The 18,843-nt window shown below is 63.1% G+C and carries 17 protein-coding genes; 9 read left to right on the plus strand and 8 right to left on the minus strand.

Annotated elements, in window-relative coordinates; all coding sequences use genetic code 11:
- Positions 1-6 precede the first annotated feature (6 nt).
- The gene (locus tag JQN66_RS16720; protein ID WP_239464069.1) at positions 7-1,455 is read left to right on the plus strand and encodes an MFS transporter; all 1,449 of its coding nucleotides are present in this window, start codon (positions 7-9) and stop codon (positions 1,453-1,455) included.
- Between the two features lie 152 nt (positions 1,456-1,607).
- Here the strand turns inward: JQN66_RS16720 and JQN66_RS16725 are convergent, their stop codons facing one another.
- Genes JQN66_RS16725 through JQN66_RS16735 form a run of 3 tightly spaced genes read right to left on the minus strand, consistent with a single transcriptional unit; the run spans position 1,608 to position 4,741 of the window.
- On the minus strand, positions 1,608-2,759 hold the full coding sequence (locus JQN66_RS16725) for an acetyl-CoA C-acetyltransferase (protein WP_204676022.1): 1,152 nt from the start codon (positions 2,757-2,759) through the stop codon (positions 1,608-1,610).
- 12 nt (positions 2,760-2,771) lie between these two features.
- Positions 2,772-3,575: an SDR family oxidoreductase gene (locus JQN66_RS16730; protein ID WP_188948048.1), complete on the minus strand. Its 804-nt coding sequence runs from the start codon at positions 3,573-3,575 to the stop codon at positions 2,772-2,774.
- Positions 3,572-4,741: an acyl-CoA dehydrogenase family protein gene (locus JQN66_RS16735; protein WP_204676023.1), complete on the minus strand. Its 1,170-nt coding sequence runs from the start codon at positions 4,739-4,741 to the stop codon at positions 3,572-3,574. The genes JQN66_RS16730 and JQN66_RS16735 overlap by 4 nt, the downstream gene beginning before the upstream one ends.
- 151 nt (positions 4,742-4,892) lie before the next feature.
- On the opposite strand from JQN66_RS16735, the gene JQN66_RS16740 reads away from it, so the two are divergent.
- From JQN66_RS16740 to JQN66_RS16760, 5 genes are all read left to right on the plus strand, one after another.
- On the plus strand, positions 4,893-5,744 hold the full coding sequence (locus JQN66_RS16740; protein ID WP_188948046.1) for an enoyl-CoA hydratase: 852 nt from the start codon (positions 4,893-4,895) through the stop codon (positions 5,742-5,744).
- Positions 5,745-6,923 (plus strand): acyl-CoA dehydrogenase family protein, encoded by a 1,179-nt coding sequence (locus JQN66_RS16745; protein ID WP_204676024.1) that lies wholly within the window; start codon positions 5,745-5,747, stop codon positions 6,921-6,923. It abuts the gene before it with no gap.
- A complete protein-coding gene (locus JQN66_RS16750) occupies positions 6,920-7,906 on the plus strand; it encodes an acyl-CoA dehydrogenase family protein (protein WP_204676025.1) in 987 nt (328 codons plus the stop codon). The genes JQN66_RS16745 and JQN66_RS16750 overlap by 4 nt, the downstream gene beginning before the upstream one ends.
- Before the next feature lie 8 nt (positions 7,907-7,914).
- Positions 7,915-9,030 (plus strand): acyl-CoA dehydrogenase family protein, encoded by a 1,116-nt coding sequence (locus tag JQN66_RS16755; protein WP_204676026.1) that lies wholly within the window; start codon positions 7,915-7,917, stop codon positions 9,028-9,030.
- A 194-nt stretch (positions 9,031-9,224) separates the two neighbouring features.
- A complete protein-coding gene (locus JQN66_RS16760; RefSeq protein WP_204676027.1) occupies positions 9,225-9,686 on the plus strand; it encodes a DUF3817 domain-containing protein in 462 nt (153 codons plus the stop codon).
- Between the two features lie 260 nt (positions 9,687-9,946).
- Here the strand turns inward: JQN66_RS16760 and JQN66_RS16765 are convergent, their stop codons facing one another.
- Complete coding sequence (locus JQN66_RS16765; protein WP_204676028.1) at positions 9,947-10,705, minus strand: hypothetical protein; 759 nt, start codon at positions 10,703-10,705, stop codon at positions 9,947-9,949.
- A gap of 587 nt (positions 10,706-11,292) precedes the next feature.
- Between JQN66_RS16765 and JQN66_RS16770 the strand changes: the two genes are divergently transcribed.
- The 3 genes from JQN66_RS16770 (at position 11,293) to JQN66_RS16780 (ending at position 13,984) form a co-directional block, all read left to right on the plus strand.
- The gene (locus JQN66_RS16770) at positions 11,293-12,165 is read left to right on the plus strand and encodes a CoA transferase subunit A (protein ID WP_047120441.1); all 873 of its coding nucleotides are present in this window, start codon (positions 11,293-11,295) and stop codon (positions 12,163-12,165) included.
- Positions 12,158-12,925: a CoA-transferase subunit beta gene (locus tag JQN66_RS16775; protein WP_204676029.1), complete on the plus strand. Its 768-nt coding sequence runs from the start codon at positions 12,158-12,160 to the stop codon at positions 12,923-12,925. The genes JQN66_RS16770 and JQN66_RS16775 overlap by 8 nt, the downstream gene beginning before the upstream one ends.
- A gap of 114 nt (positions 12,926-13,039) precedes the next feature.
- Positions 13,040-13,984 (plus strand): hypothetical protein, encoded by a 945-nt coding sequence (locus tag JQN66_RS16780; protein WP_204676030.1) that lies wholly within the window; start codon positions 13,040-13,042, stop codon positions 13,982-13,984.
- Between the two features lie 172 nt (positions 13,985-14,156).
- Here the strand turns inward: JQN66_RS16780 and JQN66_RS16785 are convergent, their stop codons facing one another.
- The 4 genes from JQN66_RS16785 to JQN66_RS16800 form a co-directional block, all read right to left on the minus strand.
- Positions 14,157-15,377, minus strand: coding sequence for an acetyl-CoA C-acetyltransferase (locus tag JQN66_RS16785; protein ID WP_204676031.1), 1,221 nt, complete (start codon positions 15,375-15,377; stop codon positions 14,157-14,159).
- Positions 15,377-16,192, minus strand: a complete 816-nt coding sequence (locus JQN66_RS16790) for an SDR family oxidoreductase (protein ID WP_204676032.1) — start codon at positions 16,190-16,192, stop codon at positions 15,377-15,379. Before JQN66_RS16790 ends, JQN66_RS16785 begins: the two co-directional genes overlap by 1 nt.
- Before the next feature lie 133 nt (positions 16,193-16,325).
- Entirely contained in the window at positions 16,326-17,081 is a 756-nt protein-coding gene (locus tag JQN66_RS16795; protein WP_204676033.1) for an ABC transporter ATP-binding protein, read from the minus strand.
- A gap of 1 nt (position 17,082) precedes the next feature.
- Positions 17,083-18,840 (minus strand): branched-chain amino acid ABC transporter ATP-binding protein/permease, encoded by a 1,758-nt coding sequence (locus tag JQN66_RS16800; protein WP_204676034.1) that lies wholly within the window; start codon positions 18,838-18,840, stop codon positions 17,083-17,085.
- Between the last annotated feature and the right edge of the window lie 3 nt (positions 18,841-18,843).

The raw sequence follows: 18,843 nt of genomic DNA on the forward strand, positions 1-18,843 counted from the left end.
GACCCCTTGACGCACCGCGCCAAAAAATCCGCCACTCGTCCGGGAACTGCCGTCGGCATCCTGGCAACAGCCGGCATCGCCTCTGCGCTGACGCAGACGATGGTTGCACCACTGATCCCGCAGCTGCCCGAGATCTTCAATACCTCTGCCGACAACACCGCCTGGATCGTGACCGCAACCCTGCTGGCCGGGGCGGTGGCCGTTCCGATTTCCGGACGCCTGGGCGACCTCTTCGGGAAGCGCAAGATGCTCCTGATTCTCGCGCTGCCGCTGATTCTCGGCGGGCTGATCTGCGCCTTCGCGCCCAACGTCACCATCATGATCATCGGCCGCGCACTGCAGGGCTTCGGCTCCGGCATGATCCCGCTGGGCATTGCCATGCTCCGCGACCTCGTCCCCAAGGAGCAGCTCTCCTCGGCCATCGCCACGGTCAGCGCCACGTTGGGCGCCGGAGGCGCCATCGGCCTGCCCATCTCCGCCGCGGTCATCGAGTTCTACGACTGGCGCTCGCTGTTCATCGGCGGCTCCGTAGTCACGCTGATCGTTGCGTTGCTGATCTGGAAGTTCATCCCGGGCCAGAAGGCCGGGGCCGCGGGACAGCGCTTCGACTGGCTGGGCGCGATCGCGTTGTCCGCGGGCATCCTGTCGCTGATGCTGGCGATCTCCAAGGGATCTTCCTGGGGCTGGGCCTCGCCGATGACCCTGTGCCTCTTCGGCCTGTCGCTGCTGGCCTTGGTCTTCTGGGGCTTCTGGGAACTGCGGACCACCGATCCCCTGGTCGATTTGCGCACTGCGGTCATCCCCCGCGTGCTGCTGACCAATATCGCCTCGATCTTCGTCGGCTTCGGCATGTACGTCAGCATGCTGCTCATGCCGCAGATCCTGCAGCTGCCCGCAAGCACCGGGTACGGTTTGGGACAGTCCGTCCTGGCCGCCGGCCTGTGGGTCGCCCCGGCCGGCTTCATGATGCTGGTCCTTTCCCCGGTGGGCGGCAAGCTTTCCGACAAGCTGGGCGCCAAGTTCACCTTGATGCTGGGCATCTCCATTCTGGCCGTCGGCTACGTGGTGGGCCTGTGGGGCATGGGAAGCACCTGGGGCCTGCTGCTCACCGCGACGCTCGTGAACAGCGGCGTGGCCTTCGCCTACGGCGCCATGCCGTCGATCATCATGAGTTCCGTGCCGCGCAGCGAAACCGCTGCCGCGAACGGCTTCAACACGCTGATGCGCTCGCTGGGCACCACCGGCAGCGCCGCGGTCATCGGCCTGGTGCTGGCCCAGATGTCCACGGACTTCCATGGCACCATGATCCCGACAGAGCAGGGTTTCCGCACCGCGCTGCTGCTGGGCGCCGGGTTCTCCATCGCCGCCGTCATCCTGGCGGCGTTCATTCCGAAGAACCCGCCGCACGGCGAATTGGAGCCAGTCGACGCCCCGCTGTCGGTCAACGCCAAGTAATTCCCCGGCCAGCGCCGACGCCCTGCATAGGGCGGGCACAGTTCCGGACCCTACAGTTATAAGTACCTCATAAAGGTGCGAGTGATGATCGAAAAGATCCCCGCCGGGTTTTCCCGGCGGGGACCTTGGGTTAAGCGGCTGCTGCCTGGGTGCTAGAGGCGCTCGATGATGGTGACGTTGGCCTGTCCGCCGCCTTCGCACATCGTCTGCAGGCCATAGCGGCCGCCGGTGCGTTCCAGCTCGTTGAGCAGGGTGGTCATCAAACGCGTGCCGGTGGCGCCGATCGGGTGGCCCAGGGCAATGCCGCCGCCATTGACGTTGACCTTCTGGCGGTCGATGCCCAGCTCATCCATCCAGGCCAGCACGACCGGGGCGAAGGCCTCGTTGCATTCGAAGAGATCAATCTCATCCACGCTCATGCCCGCGCGTTCCAGCGCGTACTTGGTCGCGCGGATCGGGCCGGTCAGCATCCACACCGGATCGTCGGCGCGCACCGAAATGTGGTGCACGCGGGCGCGCGGGGTCAGTCCGTGCTCTTCCACCGCCTTTTTCGAGGCAATGAGCATGGCGCTGGCGCCGTCGCAGATCTGCGAGGCCACCGCGGCGGTCAGCCGCCCGTCTTCGGTGAGGGTGTTCAGCGACGCCATCTTCTCCAGCGTGGTGCCGCGGCGGATGGTCTCATCCTGTGCCAGCCCGTTCAGCGGAACGATCTGCGAATCGAAGCGGCCCTCGTCCGCGGCGGCGGCGGCGCGCTCGTGGCTTTCCAGCGCGAACTGCTCCATGCGCTCGCGGGAGATGTCCCACTTCTCCGCGATCATCTCGGCCCCGCGGAACTGCGAGACCTCCTGGTCTCCGTAGCGGGCCACCCAGCCCGGGGATTCGGCGAACGGGGTGGTGAAACCGAACTCGGCTCCGGCGATCATGGCCGCGGAGATCGGGATCTTCGACATGTTCTGCACGCCGCCGGCGATGATCAGGTCCGCGGTGCCGGACATGACGCCCTGCGCCGCGAAGTGCACCGCCTGCTGGCTGGAACCGCACTGGCGGTCGATGGTCACGCCGGGCACGTGGTCCGGCATCCCGGCCACCAGCCAGGCGGTGCGGGCGATGTCGCCGGCCTGGGAGCCCAGGGTGTCGGTGCAGCCGAAGATCACGTCGTCCACCGCACCGGGGTCGATGCCGGTACGCTCGACCAGCGCGGAAATCACGTGGGCGCCCAGGTCGGCCGAGTGCATCTCGGCCAGCGAACCGCCGCGACGACCCACCGGGGTGCGCACGGCGTCAATAATGTAAGCCTCAGTCATGTCATTTCTCCTTTAGGCCTGCTGGCTGCTGACGGGAACCACTTCACCGGTCATGTACGAGGAATAGTCGCTGGCCAGGAAGACCATGACGTTAGCGATTTCCCACGGCTCCGCGGCGCGGCCGAAGGCCTCGCGGGAGGTCAGCTGCTCCAGCAGCTCATCCGAGGTGACCTTGGCCAGGAACGGGTGCATGGCCAGGGACGGGGCCACCGCGTTGATTCGGATGCCGTGCGGCGCCACGTCCATGGCGGCCGAGCGGGTCAGCGCCATGACGCCGGCTTTCGCGGCGGCATAGTGGGCCTGGCCTTCCTGGGCGCGCCAGCCGATGACCGAGGCGTTGTTGATGATGACTCCGCGGGTGCCGTTCTTCACCATGCGCTGGCTGGCGGCGCGCACCGAGCGGAAGGTGCCGGTGAGGGTCACGTTGACGACCTTTTCCCACTGCTCGTCTTCCATGTCCAGGATCGAGGCGGTGCCGCCCAGCCCGGCGTTGTTGATCATGACGTCCACGCCGCCGAATTCCTCGGCCACGTCCAGCAGCGCCTGGACCTGATCTTCATTGGTCACGTCGCAGACGGCAAAACGCACGCGCTCGGCGCCGAACTCGGCACCCAGTTCATTGGCGGAGGCCTCCAGCCGGCCGGCGTGGGTATCCCCCAGCACCACCAGCTCCGCACCTTCTTCCAGGCAGCGGCGTGCGGCCGCCGCACCGATGCCGGCGCCGGCCGCGGCGGTCACCACGACACGGCGTCCGGCGAGCAGACCATGGGCGGGAACATATTCGGGCGCCGGCTGGGCGATGCGCTGGATGGTCATACTCGTGCCTCCTTGGGCAGGCCGAGCACGCGCTCGGCGATTACATTGCGTTGGATTTCGTCCGATCCCCCGTAGAGGGTGTCGGCACGGCTGAACAGGTACAGCGCCTGCAGCTCGTCGAGCTCGTAGGGCGCCTGCGCGACGGTCAGCCCGCCGGCGCCGGCCACGGCCATGGCCAGTTCCCCGAGCGAGCGGTGCCACGGCGCCCACAGCAGCTTGGTGATCGAGGCTTCGATGCCTTGCTCGCCGCTGAGCGTGCGCAGCCCGTGCATGCGAAGCATATCCAGCCCCATCTGGGCCTTGACGATTTGGTCTTGGATAATGGGATCCTCGATGGCGCCGTTCTTGCGGGCCAGGTCGATGATCAGCTGCAGTTCGCGCTGGAAGGCGATCTGCTGGGCGAGCGTGGACACGCCGCGCTCGAAGCCCAGGGTGCCCATGGCCACCGACCATCCGGCGCCGGGTTCCCCCACCACCAGGTCCTCGTCGGTTTTCGCTCCGTCGAAGAAGACCTCGTTGAATTCCGAGGTTCCGGTCAGCTGCAGGATCGGGCGGATCTCCACCCCCGGCTGGTCCATCGGGACCAGCAGGTAGGACAGGCCGCGGTGCTTCACGGATCCGGCTTCGGTGCGGGCGATGACGAAGCACCAGTCAGCGGTGTGCGCCAGTGAGGTCCAGACCTTCTGGCCGTCGACCACCCATTTCCCGTCCTCCAGACGGGCCTTGGTCTTCACCCCGGCCAAATCCGACCCGGCGCCCGGCTCGGAATAGCCCTGGCACCAGAGTTCCTCGACCGCAATGATCTTGGGCAGGAAGCGGGCCTGCTGCTCGGGAGTGCCGAAGGCGATCAGGGTCGGGCCCAAAAGCTCCTCGCCCAGATGGTTCACGCGGGCCGGGGCGTTCGCCCGGGCGTACTCCTCGTGGAAGATGACCTGCTGCTGCAGGCTCAGCCCGCGGCCGCCGTGCTCCTTGGGCCAGCTGACGCAGCTCCAGCCGTGGGCCGCCATGTGGCGGTTCCACTCCAGACGCTCTTCGAATGCTTCATGCTCGCGCCCCGAGCCGCCCAGTCCGCGCAGTGCGGCGAACTTGCCGACGAGGTTCGCTTCAAGCCAATCCCGGAATTCCTGCCGAAACGCGTCATCTTCCGCCGAATAATTCAGATCCATGACAGCTCCCTCACTCTCGATTTCCATTGGTCTCTCGGTTGATCTTCGCTTATGCTAGCAAACCAAGCACTTGTTTGGTTACTGTAGTCTCAAGCAAGTTTTCACGGCTGGGCTCCCAGCCGAAATGCGACACAGGAAATGGAGGCCCGCAATGACACTGAACGACAGTGACGGCGTTGTAACCTACGAAGTGCGCGGCACCACGGCGATCATCCGGTTGAACCGGCCCGAGTACCGCAACGCACAGAACTCCAAGATGACCTACGCCTTGGACGCGGCGTTCACCCGCGCCGTCGAGGACGACGCGGTCAAGGCCATTGTGCTGGCCGGCAACGGCAAGCACTTCAGCGCCGGACACGACATCGGCACCCCGGAACGCGACGCGGACCAGAGCTTCGAGCGCAAGGCCGTGGTCTGGTGGGACCATGTCGGCGCGGAGGGCGTCGATTCGCGCTTCGCCCGCGAATCCGAGGTGTACCTGGGCATGTGCCGCCGCTGGCGCGAACTGCCCAAGCCGGTGATTGCCATGGTCCACGGCGCCTGCATCGCCGGGGGCTTGATGCTGGCCTGGTCCTGCGACTTCATCGTGGCCAGCGAGGACGCATTCTTCTCCGACCCGGTGGTCCGCATGGGCATTCCCGGCGTGGAATACTTCGCCCACCCGTGGGTCACCAACCCGCGGGCGGCCAAGGAAATGCTGTTCACCGGCGACCGCTTTACGGCCCGCCGCGCCTACGAACTGGGCATGGTCAACCACGTGGTGGAGCGCGAACTGCTCGAGGAGCACACCCTGAACCTGGCCGAGCGCATCGGCGCCATGCCGCGCCTGGGCCTGGCACTGGCCAAGAAGGCGGTCAACCAATCCGAGGACCTGCAGGGCCTGCGTGCCGGCATGGACTCGGTCTTCGGGCTGCACCACGCAGCCCACGCGCACAACGCAGAGGTCGGCAAGGATTCCCTGGCCGGCATGGGAGCCAAGAACATGGCGGAGGCGGCAAAGTAAATGGATCTTGACCTGACAGAAGAGCAGCTCGCATTCGCTGCCGAAGCACGCGCCTGGCTGGCCGAGAACGTGCCGGCCACCCCGCTGCCCTCCATGGACACCGAGGCGGGCTTCGCAGCCCACCGCGAATGGGAGGCCAAGCTGGCCGCCGGCGGCTGGTCCGTCGTGTCCTGGCCGGAGGAGTACGGGGGCCGCGGAGCCGGACTGATCGAATGGGTGCTCTTCGAGGAGGAGTACTACCGCGCCGGCGCCCCGACCCGCGTGGCGCAGAACGGCATCTCGCTGCTGGCCCCGATCCTGTTCGGGCACGGCACCGATACGCAGCGTGAACGCTTCCTGCGCGACATGACCGATGGCACGCTGATCTGGGCCCAGGCCTGGTCCGAGCCCGGAGCCGGCAGCGACCTGGCCTCCATCCGCAGCACCGCGAAGCGCGATGACGAGCGCGGCGGCTGGATCCTGAACGGCCAGAAGACCTGGAGCTCGCGCGCCCCGTGGGCCGACCGCGGCTTCGGCCTGTTCCGCTCGGACCCCGAGGCGCAGCGCCACCGCGGGCTGACCTACTTCCTGTTCCCGATGGATGCCGAGGGCCTGACGGTCCGCCCGATTACCCAGCTGGACGGCACCACCGGCTTCGCGGAGCTCTTCTTCGACGACGTCTTCGTCGCGGACGAGGACGTGCTCGGTGCCCCGGGCGACGGCTGGCGCGTGGCCATGAGCACCGCCGGCAACGAACGCGGCCTGTCGCTGCGCTCCCCCGGCCGCTTCTGCGCAGCCACCGACCGGCTGATCGATCTGTGGCAGAAGAACCAGGACCAGGATCCCTTCGCCCAGGACGCGGTGGTGGACGCCTGGATCAAGTCCGAGGCCTACCGCCTGTACACCTGGGGCACCGTCAGCACCCTGCAGGAAGGCGGGGACATCGGCGCCGAAGGCAGCGTGAACAAGGTCTTCTGGTCCGAACTGGACATCGCGATCCACCAGACCGGCCTGGACCTGCTCGGCCCGGCCGCAGAACTGCGCTCCGCCTCCGCGGAAGCCGGCGGACGCTGGGTGGATGACTACATCTTCGCCCTGGGCGGCCCGATCTACGCGGGCACCAACGAAATCCAGCGCAACATCATTGCAGAACGCATACTTGGCCTGCCACGCGGCGGCGACGGACGGAAGGCGTCATGAAATTCGTAATCAGTGAGGAACAGCGGGCGCTGGCCGAGGCCATCGACCAGGTCATCGAATCCTTGGGCGGCACCGCCGTGGCCCGCGCGGCCTCGGAAGGCGATGCGGCTCCGGCCCGCGCCCTGTGGGAGCAGCTGGCCGAGCTCGGCCTGCTGGGCTTGTGCATCGACGAGGCCGACGGCGGCATGGGCGGCACCCCGGTGGACCTGATCGTCGCCTTCGAACGCCTGGGCTACCACGCGGCTCCGGGCCCGTACCTGGAATCCGCGGCGCTGCTGCCGGATCTGGTGGACCCTGCGCTGCGCGAATCCCTGGCCGACGGCTCGGCCATCGCCACCGCTGCCATCCCGGGCTTCGTGCCCTACGCACTGGATGCGCAGCTGTGCGCGCAGCAGTTCATCGTCACCACCGATTCCATCACCCCGGCCGAGGCCGGGGAAGGCCAGGAGTCCATCGACGCGGCCCGCACCCTGCATGAGCTGACTCCTGCCGGCACGGCCGCCGCGTTGGATCCGCAGGCAGTGGCGCTGGCCATCGACCGCGCCACCCTCGGCAGCGCCGCCATGCTGCTGGGCGCCGGCGAACGACTGCTGGAAGAGGCAGTGGCCTACGCCAAGCTGCGCGAGCAGTTCGGCCGGGTCATCGGCGAATACCAGGGGCTGAAGCACCAGCTGGCCAACGTCCGCGTGGCACTGACGTTCACCCGCCCGCTGCTCAAGGGCGCCGCCCTGGACCTGGGCACCCCGTCCGGCGAACGCAGCGTGTCTGCCGCGAAGGTCGCCGCCTCGGACGCAGCCATCCTGGCCGCGCGCACCGCACTGCAGGTGCACGGCGCCATCGGCTACACCCAGGAGCATGACCTGAGCCTGTGGCTCACCCGCGTGCATGCGCTGGCTTCAGCCTGGGGCACCACCCGCTACCACCGTTCGCGCATCGCCGCGTCGATCCTGACCCCCGCCGCGATCCTGTCGCCCGCCAGCTAGAGGACATCATGGACTTCTCACTCACCGACGAACAAAACGAACTGGCCAAGACCCTGCATGCGGTACTGGCCCGCCACGCCGACCCGCTGGCCGTGCGCAGCGCGGCCGAATCGGAGCTCGGCTACGACCCGCAGCTGTGGCAGGTGCTGGCCGAGGAAATCGGCGTCGCGTCCCTGTCCATCCCGGAGGAATTCGGCGGGGCAGGGTGCGGCTGGCTGGAAACCGGACTGGTCCTGGAGGCCCTGGGCTACCATCTGGCTCCGACCCCGCTGCTGTCCTCCGCGGTGCTGGCCACCGCAGCGATCCTTGAATCGGGCAACGAGGAAGCCTGCGAGCGCCTGCTTCCCGGCCTCGCCGAGGGCTCAACCCTGGCCACGCTCGCTTGGGCGGATGCCAAGGGCAGCTGGGATCCCGCATCCAATGACATCACCGCAGCCCGGCAGGGCGATGGCTGGGAGCTGAACGGCGAGGCCACCTTGGTGATCGACGGACTGACCGCCAGCCTGGTGCTGGCCGTGGCTCAGACCGAGAACGGTCCGGGCATTTTCGAAATCCTGGATCCGGAAGCAATCCAACGGGTCTCCACCCCTGCGGTGGACACCACCCTGCGCTTCGCCGCCTACACCCTGAACCAGGTGCCGGCCCGGGCCCTGGTCCTGGATGCGGAAGCAGTCCTGTCCAAGGTCCGCGACATCGCCCTGGTCTCGCTGTCCTGCTGGCAGGCGGGCACCGCCCGGCGCGGCCTGGACATGACGGTTGAATACTCCAAGCAGCGCGAGCAGTTCGGACGCGCCATCGGATCCTTCCAGGCGCTCAAGCACCGCATGGCCGACATGCTGGTGCAGGTGGAGACCGCGCGCACCGCGGCCTGGGCCGCCGCCTGGTCCGCCGGCACCGGAGCCGACGACCTGCCGCAGCGTGCGGCATCCGCCGCGGCCTGGTGCTCGGACGCGCTGGACCACATCGCCGCGGAGTGCGTGCAGCTGCATGGCGGCATCGCCATCACCTGGGAGCACGATGCCCAGCTGGTCTTCAAGCGCGCCCATGCCACCAGCCAGCTCTTCGGGCAGGCCCGGACGCACCGCCAGCGCCTCGGCGAACTGCTGGGCCTGACCGCGGCCTAACCGCATCGGCCTCGCAGCAGCCATCCCGTCCGCCGCAGATTCTCGGCGGACGGGATGGCGTCTTTTTTTGCCTCATGCCGGAGCCATAGCCGGCCCATCGTTCAAATTGTGCACACAGGAGCACCCGTTAGACTTGGGTGGGTTCTAAACGGAGAACCGACTTATTCGCAATCCCGAGGGACAGAAATCAAGTTATGTCACCACGCACCCTATTCCGCATCGTTGCCCGGGCCGAGGCTGTCACCTGGACGCTTCTGATCATTGCCATGCTGTTGAAGTACGTGGTCAAGGTGGGCGACTGGCCGGTTTCCATTGCCGGATTCATGCACGGCTTCGTGTTCCTGTCCTACGTCGCCACCGGCGTGCTCGTCGGCATCAACCAGCGCTGGACCAAGCGCTCCATCGTGCTTGCCGCAGCAACCTCGATCGTCCCTTACCTGACGATTCCCTACGAACGCCGCTTGGAGAAGCAGGGACGCCTGGAAGGCGAATGGCGCACCACCAAGAGCGACCACCCGGACGATGACAAGTGGATTGACACCCTGTTCCGCTGGATGGTCGGCCGCCCAATCCTAACCGCGGTGATCGCAGTCGTGATCGTCGCGCTGATCTTCACCGTCATGCTGATCTTAGGCCCTCCAGGAGGCCGCGCCTAGCCCCGGCTTTCCCCGGCAACAGCGCCTCTAGCTACGACAAAGCCCCGTCATTTGGCGGGGCTTTTCGTTATGCAGTTATTTGTCCGGGACGAACATAATTTGCCAGGGCAATAATCGCGTCGCTTGGCCTCTTACCGTCCAAGGTAGCCAGTTGGTAGGCTGACTTCGCCCCGTCCGTTATGTATCGAAAGCTGTCGGCGGGATACCTTGCAGTCAGTGGCTCATTGTTCTGGCCGAGCACAATGTAGTTGTCCCCAAGTTTAACCACGCGAGCCTTGGTCGTCGGCTGAATAACCGTATCCGTCGCCTTCTTTTTTGGGCTCACCTGCTACCTCATCTCCCATGCTCATTCTACGGCCGGACCCATGATTCGGCTGAGAAGTTTTGTTTTTGGCAGTTGACGTTTCTATCGTCGCATCACTTGGATCAGGGTTCTCCAACTGGGCGGCACACGATCTCTTATCCTCTTTCTCCTTAGCTTCTAATTCTTCGAGCTCCTTGTCGGTCAGGGAGTCCGGGGCGCTCCCTTCCAAAGCACTTTGAAGAATTCGATTCAGCATCTCTTTCTCATCCTCCGACACCCGCCGGCCGTAGGATCCAGCTCGCTTGCGCGCTTTCCTTGCCTTCTTCACCCGGGCACCGTCCTCGGCGTTTTTGAGCCAAGGACCGAGAAGCGTCTTGATGAGGTCACTCCCCGCAGCCTTCTGCGCGGCAGTCCCGTGAACCAGATCGATTCCGTATCGCGCTCGTTTCCACCACTGATCCGCGTCGTCAACACGGGTCCTGTAGCGAAGTGTTCGATAAGCGAGGAATGATGCCGTGCCTACAGCTACCAAGGTGCCAATAGGTGCGACCGCCGCCAATGCCTGAGCACCGGGGTGCATCCATTGGAACACCCCGTTTACATAGTCGGCAGGCCTCGTAAAAAACCAAAACAGCCCACACACCGCCAGTGTTCCTGCGACCAGCCAAGCAATTTTCCTCTGCCCATGCGCAAATCGTAGTTTGATCTCCGTCATGCCGGCAGTACTCTCCACAGGCAAAACACGCAACCGTCGGCCAGATAATTTCGGCAATTGGCCTACTTCTCGTGGTCAGCCACGCAGCGATGCAATCTACGGAGATGAATACAACGGAGCACCCAAGAGAATGAACCGCAGTGCAGGAAATGAACCCACTCTTGGGCAAAAGCGGATTATGTTGGCAATTCCGGATCCGTCCCGCACAGAATGCCCAGCTCGGGCTCGGCAGAAATCGTCCGGGACATGCCAATACGTTTTCACGGGCGATGCCGCGCCAAATCCTTCGATCCAGCCGTTTGGCCTGCAGATCGCTTGGCCGACCCAACCAACGTTGGAATGTTTACTCGGGATTCAAGCACCGCTTGGTACCTTGCTAGGGCTTGCCGCATCTGGCCAAACTGGAGCAACTACGTTGCGACCGCAGGCTTCACACTGATGCGAACCTCATGAACCATGAATCAAGTCAACATGCATCACGGCTGCTAACCGATGGGACTGCCCTGACTAATTCATTTCATTCATGCTAGCCTTACAACCAAGCGAGCGCTAGGTTTATTATTCGTTGAAGAAATGAGGGAAACCCAATGCCTGACAAGCGATTGGAACTCAGTGACGCGGTAGCGTCCATCAAGTCTGGAATGACTATCGGCATCGGCGGCTGGGGCTCGCGGCGCAAGCCCATGGCCTTCGTCCGCGAACTGCTGCGGACCGACGTCAAGGACCTGACCGTGGTCTCCTTGGGCGGCCCGGACGTCGGATTGCTGGTCGCAGCCGGCAAGGTCAAGAAGCTGATCTACGGCTTCGTCACCCTGGACAGCATCCCGCTGGATCCTCTGTTCACGGCAGCCCGTGAACGCGGCGAGCTGGAGCTGCAGGAATACGATGAGGGCATGTTCGTGACCGGCCTGCGCGCCGGCGCCGCACGTCTGTCCTTCCTGCCGACCCTTGCAGGTCTTGGCTCCGATGTCCTGCCAGCCAACAAGCATCTGAAGACGGTCAAGTCTCCGTATTCGGACGACGAGTACGTTGCGGTTCCGGCCATCCGCATGGATGTCGCGCTGATCCACGTCAACCGTGCCGACGCAGCTGGCAACGTCCAGTTCCTGGGCCCGGACCCCTACTTCGACGACCTCTACGCAATGGCCGCTGACCGCACCTTCGTGAGCACCGAGAAGATCGTTCCGACCGAAAATCTGCTCGATGAAGGTTCGTACCACACGTTGATGCTCAGCCGCATGTACGTCACCGGCGTCGTCGAGACCCCGCGCGGCGCGCACTTCACCACCTGCGAGCCCGACTACGGCCGCGACGAAGTCTTCCAGAAGCACTACGCTGCATCCGCCAAGGACCCGGCGGCGTGGGATGCCTTCACCGCAGAATTCCTGGCAGGCGACGAGGCCGCATTCCATGCAGCCGTCGAGCGCTTCCACGCAGAAAAGGAGAAAGCCAATGTCTAACGACGTCACCATTGCCGAGATCTGCGTTGCAGCCTGCTCGGACATCTACCGCGAGTCCGGTGAGCTGCTGGCCCATGCGGTGGGCATTGTCCCATCCATTGGCGCACGCCTGGCCAAGCTGACCCATTCGCCGGACATCATCCTCAGCGACGGCGAAGCATTCATGATGAGCGAGGCCTCCCCGCTGGGCAAGCCGGCCGCTGCTGGCGGCGTCATCGAGGGCTGGGCCCCGTTCCGCCGCATCTTCGACATCGTGGCCACCGGCCGCCGCCAGAGCATCATGGGCGCCAGCCAGATCGACCAGTACGGCAACCAGAACATCTCGCTGATCGGCGACTGGGACAAGCCAAAGCGCCAGCTCATCGGCGTGCGCGGCGCTCCTGGCAACACCGCCAATCACCGCGTGGACTACTGGATCGCGCGCCACGGCGCACGCCTGTTCGTCGAGTCCGTAGACATGGTCTCCGGCGTGGGCAACGACCGCGCGAAGGCCGCAGGGCTGAAGCACCACCACCTGGGCGTGATCATCACCAACCTCGCAGTACTCGGCTACGACGAGAACGGCCGGGTCAAGGTGCTGTCGGTCCACCCAGGCGTGGATCCGCAGGAAGTCACTGACAACACCGGATTCCCGTTGGATGCCTCCAACGCGCCGGAAACGCGCCTGCCAACCGACGAGGAGCTGCGCCTGATCCGCGAGGTCATCGACCCTCGCGCGCTCCGCAACCGCGAGGTTCCGGTACCGCAGCCAGTTGGCTAACCTATAGAATCGCGAAGCCGGGCCGGGAAGCTGTTTCACAGTTTCCCGGCCCGGCTTTTAATGTGTCGGTACTCCATGGGAACATTCGATAGGTTGACAGTTTCAAGGAGGACAATGGATCCGCAACTCCCCCTCAGGATTTTGGAAGCAGTCAGGCTGCTTCACCGTCTCGGGTACCGGGGCTTGAGGATTCTGCCCGGATTGAACGCTTCGGGCACCGCTTGGCGGATTATCGTCTTCAACGTCACCGAGTGGCGCACCGGCGACGAGTTTGGCGCTCCCTACGACGCGAAAGAGTCATGTCGGTATTCAACTGCCGACGAAAATGTCTTCAACGAATCTATTCAATTCCCCGCCGACGTGAGCCACATTGACGTTGCCGAAGCCATTATCGATGCGATGCCTTCCCTGAAGCGAAGTGGTTTCGAAGAAACCGGAAACCGCGCCTACATGGACTGGTATTCACAACTCATGAGCCAGGTCAGCAAACTTACGGATCTACCCATCGCCTACAGCGATTACGGGGACTTCGACGAAGCTTGGGGGTTAGGTTTGGGAACAGGCCGGTATTTCCCCAATCCACCAAAGTACACGCCCGAACCGCAGTTAACATCGAAACGGGCAAAAAGCGATGAGTACTACGTTCTCAAACTCTGCAATGAAGTGCTAGGTTCTGGTTGCCAGCAACAAAAGACATTCGATTGGCTTCTGGGACTGCCTTCGAAAAATACCGGGCTCCGAGCATCGCTCCCGGTCGATGGCTATTGGGAAGACTGGGGACTCGTGGTCGAGTACCACGAGAAACAGCACTCAGAAGCCGTCCCGTTCTTCGATAATAAGGTCACCGCATCGGGGCACCTGCGCGGTGAACAGCGCAAGCTATACGACGCCCAAAAGGCGACAATGATTCCTGAGCAAGGATTGACGCTGCTCATCATTGACTACCGTGATTTTGAGAACGCCAAGGGGAAAATAGTTCGCAATCACGAAAAGGATCTACTTGTCGTGGAAAGAATGATTAAGGATGTGCTGCAGCAGCCCATCGGCGATCACCGTTAGCCGTCTTCGGGAGAACCATGGGTTGCTATAGATTCAAAGCCACAAAACTTCAGTGTGACTCTGGATCGCCACAAAAAGCAGGGCCGGGCTCATACATGCAGACGACACCGCGCACGCCTCGGGAATTTTCTCCCCAGGCATGCGCGGTTCTGACGGTTCTCGTGGATTGGTGTTAGTTCAAGCGCTCCAGCACCAGCGCCATGCCCTGGCCGCCGGCCACGCACATGGTTTCCACGGCGAACTGCTCGTCGCGTTCCTGCAGCGCGTGGATCGCGGTGGTGGTCATGCGGGCGCCGGTCATGCCGAACGGGTGGCCCAAGGCGATCGCGCCGCCGTTGACGTTGACCTTGTTCGGGTCGATGCCGATGTCGTCGATGGACGGCAGCACCTGGGCGGCGAAGGCCTCGTTGAGCTCCATGATGTCCATGTCCTTGATCGACATCCTGGCGTTGGCCAGGGCGCGCTTCACCGCATCGACCGGACCCAGGCCCATGAGCTCGGGGGTCATGGCCGCCACGCCGGTGGACACAATGCGTGCCAGCGGTTTCAGGCCCAGTTCCTTGGCCTTGGTATCACTCATGATCACCAGTGCTGCGGCGCCGTCGTTCAGCGGGCAGCAGTTCGCGGCGGTCACGGTGCCGTGTTCGCGGAATACCGGGGCCATGGTGGCGAGCTTCTCCAGCTTCACGCCGGCGCGCGGTCCGTCATCGGTGGACACGACGGTGCCGTCGCCCAGGGTGACCGGGGTGATGTCCTTTTCCCAGAATCCGCGCAATCCGGCTGCTTCGGCGAGGTTCTGGCTTCGCACTGCCCATTCGTCCTGGGCTTCGCGGGAGACGCCGCGCAGCTGTGCGACATTCTCCGCGGTGTCGCCCATGGCGATGTAGATGTCCGGCAGCTCGCCCTTGGCGCGCGGGTCGCTCCAACGCGAGGAGGCGTCCTCGTTCAGCGCCTTGGTGCGGTCCATGGCCGCGAAGAAGGCAGGGTTCTTGGTGTCAGGCATGCCGTCGGATTTGCCCAGGCCGAAGCGCGACACGGTTTCCACGCCGGCGGAAATGAAGACATCGCCTTCACCGGCCTTGATGGCGTGGAATGCCATGCGGGTGGTCTGCAGCGAGGACGAGCAGTAGCGGTGCACGGTGGTGCCAGGAACCGAGTCCAGGCCCAGCTGCATGGCGACCATGCGGGCGATGTTGTAGCCCTGCTCGCCTGCTGGCTGCGCACAGCCCATCATCAGGTCGTTGATGGTGTGCGGGTCCAGTTCCGGCACCGCACTGAGCGCTGCCTGCACCATCTGCGCGGCCAGGTCGTCGCCGCGCATTTCGCGCAGCGAGCCCTTGTAGGCTCGGCCGATCGGCGAACGCGCCGCTGAAACAATAACTGCCTCTGCCATTAGAGTGCTCCTTCTACTTCAAGTTCAAGTGGTTTCAGTTCATCGGCATTCGGGGTGTGCGCCAGGAAGGCCGGCCATTCCCCGCCGCCGTCCACGTCCAGCACCGCGCCGGTGATGTGGGATGCCATGTCCGAAGCGAGCATGACGCAGGCCGCGCCGATCTCGCTCGGGGCAGCGAGCTGCCCGCGCGGGATGGTTGCAGCTACGCGTGCGAAGCTTTCCTCGTCGCCGTAGTGGTCCACCGCGCCCTCGGTGGCGACCAAGCCGCAGCTGACCGCGTTGACGCGGATATGCGGAGCCCACTCCACGGCGAGGCTTCCGGTCAGGCTCTCCAGTGCCGCCTTGGCCGCGCCGTACACCGCGGTGCCCGGGCTCGGACGACGGGCACTGATGGAGGTGATGTTCACGATGGAACCCTTCTCCGGCTGGCGCATCATCACCGGCAGCACAGCGCTGGCGACGTGCGCGGCCGAGAGGAAGTTCAGTTCCGTGATCGCCTGCAGGTAGCGGGCCGAACCCTTTTCGAAACGCCCGAAGGGCGATCCGCCGGCATTGTTGACGGCAACGTCAATGCGGCCGCGGCGGCTGTGCACGTCGGCAACCCAGTCCTGGACCTGCTCTGCGTTGCGCACATCCAGCTGGGTGAAGTGCACCGAAGGATGTTCGCTGATTCCGTCGGCCGCCGGGAGGCTGCGGCCGCAGATCTCCACGATTGCCCCGGCGGCGAGAAACGCCTGGGTGATTCCGGCACCGACTCCGCGGGCGCCGCCCGTAACGAGCACCACCCGGTTCTTAAGGTCAATAACGACTGACATCGCTTTCCCACCTTTCTCCTTGCCGCGAGACAATGTGCGACAACCAAGCAAATGCTTGTTTTTATGTTGACATGATTATAGTTTTATCGCCAATTGGCACGACGGCTCAATGGGATTGAGTAGCAATTCTTATCTACTCCGACATCTGCTTCGCAGGCACTGATTCACTGGTGCCGAAGTACGCTTCTTGGAGTTGCTCAAGGGTCATTGACGAGGCCGGGCCAGCTAGGGATGTCCGACCCATATCAAGCACGGAAACTTCATCAGAAATCTCCAGCGATTCCTGAACGGCCTGCTCAACGAGCAGAATCCCGAGCCCTGTGGCTTTGAGCGAGTGCACGCGCTCCATAACTTCTTTCATGATGGCAGGAGCCAGGCCCTGACTCGGTTCGTCAAGGATGAGAAGTTTTGGCTTGGCCATTAAGGCTTGGCCGATGGCTAGCATCTGCTGCTGCCCACCAGACATGCTGGACGCTGGGAGGCTTCTCTTGTCGCCGAGGATCGGGAAGAACTCGTAGATCTCCTGAACGGCCTCCAGCAGCGCACGCTTCTTCGACTTCGTTGAAAAACCGCCAAGCAACAGGTTCTGTTCAATCGTCAGTTCGTGGAAGACCCTTTTACCTTCTTGAACATATGACATGCCCTGTGCAACACGTCGATGAGCAACGGTCTCACCCAACTTCTTTCCAAGGTACCGGACCTCACCGCCGTAAGTTCGGTTCAGTCCCGTTATTGCTCGCAGGGTAGTAGTTTTTCCGGCACCGTTGCGTCCCAGGAGGACCGTGATCTGGCCACTGCGAACGGTCAAGGAAACATCACGCACGACTTTCAGGTCGCCGTAGCCAGTCTGCAGGTGTTCGACTTCGAGCAGGATATTCTCTTCAGTCATTTCATGCTCCTACCAAGCTAGTTCCATCAGAGTCCGAAACAATGCCCAGGTACTCTTCCATGACCCGCGGGTTCTTCTCAATCTCGGCAGGTGCGCCGTGAGCCATCACCGAGCCTTGGGCAAGAACGTAAATAACATCCGCTAGCCTCAGTACTAACTGGAAGTTGTGCTCGACGATGACAACGGTCAAGCCTGCCTCGCGAAGCCGCAGAATGAGATCAGCAAGGACATCAAGCTCGTCTTCATCCAGCCCCGAGGCAACCTCGTCCAACAAGATAACCTTGGGCGAGCCAATCAAACTACGGGCAACTTCCAACAACCGACGGTTGCCGAGCGGGAGCGAATCGGCATCAGCATTGAGCTGCGATCCGAGACCCACGAGGTTAAGCACACGTTGCGCTTCGGAACGATCCTCACGGCGAATACGGCGGAATTTTGGAGTGCGAAGGACTGCTTGAAGGATCGAAGCCCTCTGGGTCGAGTACCTGCCAGATTCGACCGTTTCAATGACGCTCAGATTCTTCGGGATATTGGGCGTCTGGAAAGTTCTCGAAACGCCGGATCGAGCGACCTTATAAGAAGGCAGTCCCTGGATCTGCAAATCGTCCAGCGCGATAACGCCTTCATCTGTTTCATAGTATCCAGAAATCATATTCAGCAGTGTGGTTTTGCCAGAACCGTTCGGACCAATAATCGCTGTAACAGCTCCGGGCTTTGCCTCGAGACTGACCTGAGACAACGCCTTGTTACCCCCAAATGCCTTTGAGACCGTTTGCACAGACAAATTTGCACCTTGCAGCACTTCCACATCCGCAACGGCATTCTCCGCAGAGTTGCCCTTTGAACGTCCGACCTGCTCCGCTGCCTTGTAGTCCAGCTTGCGGACAATCTTCTGCGCCACACCGGCGATTCCTCCGCTAAAGAGGACTCCGCCAAAGAGCAGGAATCCACCAGTGATAATCAGCCCATATTCTTGGAAGTTGGTTGCTTGGTTCAACCCGAATTGGAGAACCCCAGCGCCCACCAAGGCACCGTATACACTGGCCGAGCCTCCGAATACGGACGCGGCCAGAACGGTCATGGCCACGGTGAAGGTAAAGGCTTCTGGGGAAATGAACATGTCAAGATTGGCAAAGAGAACGCCGGCCAAGCCTGCCGGAATTGCACCCAGTGCGTAGGCAGAAAGTTTCATACGGAACACAGAAATGCCTACAGATGAAGCAAGCACGGGGCTTTGCTTGAGCACTTGAAATGCGGTTCCGTGCCGGGAAACCACAACGTTGCGCATGAAAGCAAACCATAGAATCGCTATTACGACAACGAGAATGTAGTACTGATTCTCCGTTACCGGCTCCCCGAAAAGCGTGGGAATGGCGATTCCCGTCAGTCCATTGCGTCCACCGGTCGACTCCTTGAAAATCGAGAGGACGTCCGGAATCAGAAGGATCAGGAAGAATGATGTCATGGCCAAGGACCAGCCGCCGAGTCGCAGGCCCGGAATTCCCGAAACCAGTCCAACGACTAACGCAGCCAGGGCTCCGGCAAGAAGCTGGGCCCAGATTTCGGTGATTCCAGCCTTACTAATAAGGCCAGCCGTGTAGGCACCCGCCGCGTACATTGCGATATGCCCCATCGCCAATTCCCCGGCATAGCCCAAGTTGAGGTTCAGCCCCGAGACAATGAGAGCCAGCAACAAAGTGAGGATGACCTGTCGGGTCATTCCATAGTTCAGACCCAAGGAGGGCAATAGCAACAGCACGAT

This window comes from Glutamicibacter protophormiae (assembly GCF_016894325.1).
GTDB lineage: Bacteria > Actinomycetota > Actinomycetes > Actinomycetales > Micrococcaceae > Glutamicibacter > Glutamicibacter protophormiae.